The organism is Kitasatospora sp. NPDC091257, from assembly GCF_044757675.1.
GTDB lineage: Bacteria > Actinomycetota > Actinomycetes > Streptomycetales > Streptomycetaceae > Kitasatospora > Kitasatospora lactacystinica.
Window position 1 is genome coordinate 1 of sequence record NZ_JBIVVI010001175.1, and the last position, 2798, is coordinate 2798.

Consider the following 2798-nt stretch of genomic DNA (forward strand, 5'->3'; position numbering starts at 1 on the left):
GAACTGCTCTGCGAGGTGTTCGCCGAGGTCCTGGGCCTGCCCCAGGTGGGCATCGACGACAACTTCTTCGAGCTGGGCGGTCACTCCCTGCTGGCCGTCACCCTGGTCGAGCGGCTGCGCTCGCGCGGCCTCCAGGTCTCGGTGCGGGCGCTCTTCCAGGCCCCGACGGCGGCCGGACTCGCGGCCGTCGACACCGGTCAGGCCTTCGTGGTGCCGGAGAACCGGATCCCGAGCGACGCGACCGTCCTCACCCCGGACATGGTCACGCTGGCCGAGCTGAGCCCGGCGGACCTCGACCGGATCAGTGCGGCGGTCCCGGGTGGTGCGGCGAACATCGCCGACGTCTACCCGCTGGCGCCGCTGCAGGAGGGGATCTTCTTCCATCACCTGCTGGACGCCGACCAGGGCCGCGACGTCTACATCGTCCCGGTCGTTCTGGGCTTCGACTCCCGCGAGCGCGTCGACGCGTTCGTGACCGCGCTCCAGCACGTCGTCGACCGGCACGACATCCTGCGGACGGCCGTGCTCTGGGAGAACCTGCCCCAGCCGCTCCAGGTCGTCCTGCGGCAGGCGCCGTTGGCGGTCGAGGAGGTCGTCTTCACCGGGGACCAGGGCGAGGACGCGGTGGCCCGGTTGCTGGCGGCGTGCCCGCCGTCGATGGACATCCGTCAGGCGCCGATGCTCGATCTGACGATCACTCGCATCACCTCCGATGGAATCTGGTTGGTCGCTCTGCGCAGCCACCACCTGATCCGCGACCACCAGGCGCTGGAGATCCTGTTGGACGAGGTGCGCGCGCACCTGGACCAGGACGTCGAGCGCCTGCCGGAGCCGGCGCCGTACCGCGACTTCGTCGCCCACGCCCGCCTGGCGGTCACCGCCGACCAGCACCGAGCCTACTTCGAGCGCGCCCTCGGCGAGGTCGAGGAGCCCACCGCGCCCTACGGCGTCCTGGGCACTCGTGGCGACGGCAGCGACACCGGCGAGGCGATCGTCGAGCTGTCGGCCGAACTGGCAGACCGGGTGCGGGAGTCGGCGCGTCGTCACGGCGCCAGTGCCGCCGCGCTGTTCCACCTCGCCTGGGCGCGCGTCGCCGCCGCCACGACCGGCCGGACCCACCCCGTGTTCGGCACCGTGCTGCTCGGCCGGATGGATGCCGGTGACATGGCGAGCCGCACCCCGGGCCTGTTCATCAACACCCTGCCGATCCGGATCGACGCCACCCGGCCGCTGGACGCCGGACTGCGTTCGGTCCAGGTCCAGTTGGGCGAGCTGCTGCGGCACGAGCACGCCCCGCTGGCGCTCGCCCAGCAGGTGGCCGGACTCCCCGCCCAAAGTCCGCTGTTCACCTCGCTCCTCAACTACCGCCACAGCACGCCGCGTTCGGATTCCGGTCGGGGGAGCCTGCTGGAAACCGGGATCGCGGGCATCGACATCCTGTACGCCCACGAGCGGAACAACTACCCGGTGACGGCCTCGGTGGACGACACCGGCGTCGGCTTCCGGCTCACGGTGCACGCGGCCGAGCCGATCGACTCCGACACCGTCTGCGGCCTGCTGCACACCGCCGTCGAGAACCTGGTCGGCGCCCTGGAGGCGCACCCCGCCGCCACGCTGGACACGGTCGCCGTGCTGGACGACCGTCGGCAGGACCAGCTGCTGCGCGGCTGGAACGACACCGCGCGGGAGTTGCCGGCCGCGACGCTGCCGGAGCTGTTCGAGGCGCAGGTCGCCCGGACGCCGGACGCGGTCGCGTTGGTGCGCACGCGCGCCATGGACCCGGACACCACGGACACCCCGGACCACGAGACGCTGACCTACGCCGAACTCGACGCGCGCGCCGGCCGCCTGGCCCGTGTCCTGGCCGGCTACGGGGTCGGGCCGGAGTCGCTGGTCGCTGTCGGCATGCACCGGTCCACGGAGCTGGTCACCACCTTCCTGGCGATCGCCAAGGCGGGCGGCGTGTTCGTCCCGCTGGACCTGCGTTCGCCCGAGGCGCGGACGGCGGCCGTCCTGGCGGACGCCCGGCCGCACCTGCTGGTGGCCGACTCCGCCCTGCGGGAGCACGAGGTCGTGCGCACGGCCGAGGCGCAGGGCACCCGGGTGGTCCTCGTCGACGCCGATGTCCTCGCCGCGCCCGCAGCGGACGGCTCGGACGGCGCGGACGGCTCGGACGGCGCGGACACCATGGAGCCGGTGAGCCCGACGCGGGTGCTGCCGGACCAGGCGGCGTACATCATGTACACCTCCGGCTCCACCGGCACCCCCAAGGGCATCGTCACCACGCACGCCGACGTCGCCGCCCTCGTGCGGGACTCGCGCTGGAACGTCGGCCCGGCCGACCGCGTGCTGTTCCACGCCCCGCACGCCTTCGACGCCTCCACCTACGAGCTGTGGGTCCCGCTGGTCCACGGCGGCAGCGTTTCCATCGCGCCGGAGGTCAAACTCGACAGCGCCACCCTGCACCGGCTGATCGTCGACACCCGGGCCACCCACGTCCACGTCACGGCCGGGCTCTTCCGCGTCATCAGCGAGGAGAGCCCCGAGATCTTCGCCGACGTGGCGGAGGTCCTCACCGGCGGCGACGTCGTGCCGCCCACCGCGGTCACGCGGCTGCTCGACGCCCTCCCGCACCTGACCGTCCGCCACCTGTACGGTCCGACCGAGACCACGCTGTGCGCCACCCAGCACCCGATGGCCGCCCGGGCCGAGCTCGGGCACACGCTCCCCATCGGCAGCCCGATGGACGACACCCGGGTGTACGTGCTGGACGCCGCGCTGCGGCCGGTGCCGGTGGG

At 73.1% G+C, this 2798-nt stretch carries 1 protein-coding gene; it reads left to right on the plus strand.

Annotated elements, in window-relative coordinates; genetic code table 11:
• Window positions 1-2798: AMP-binding protein (locus ACIQOV_RS35930; protein WP_401055016.1), on the plus strand; the 2798-nt coding region annotated here is incomplete at both ends.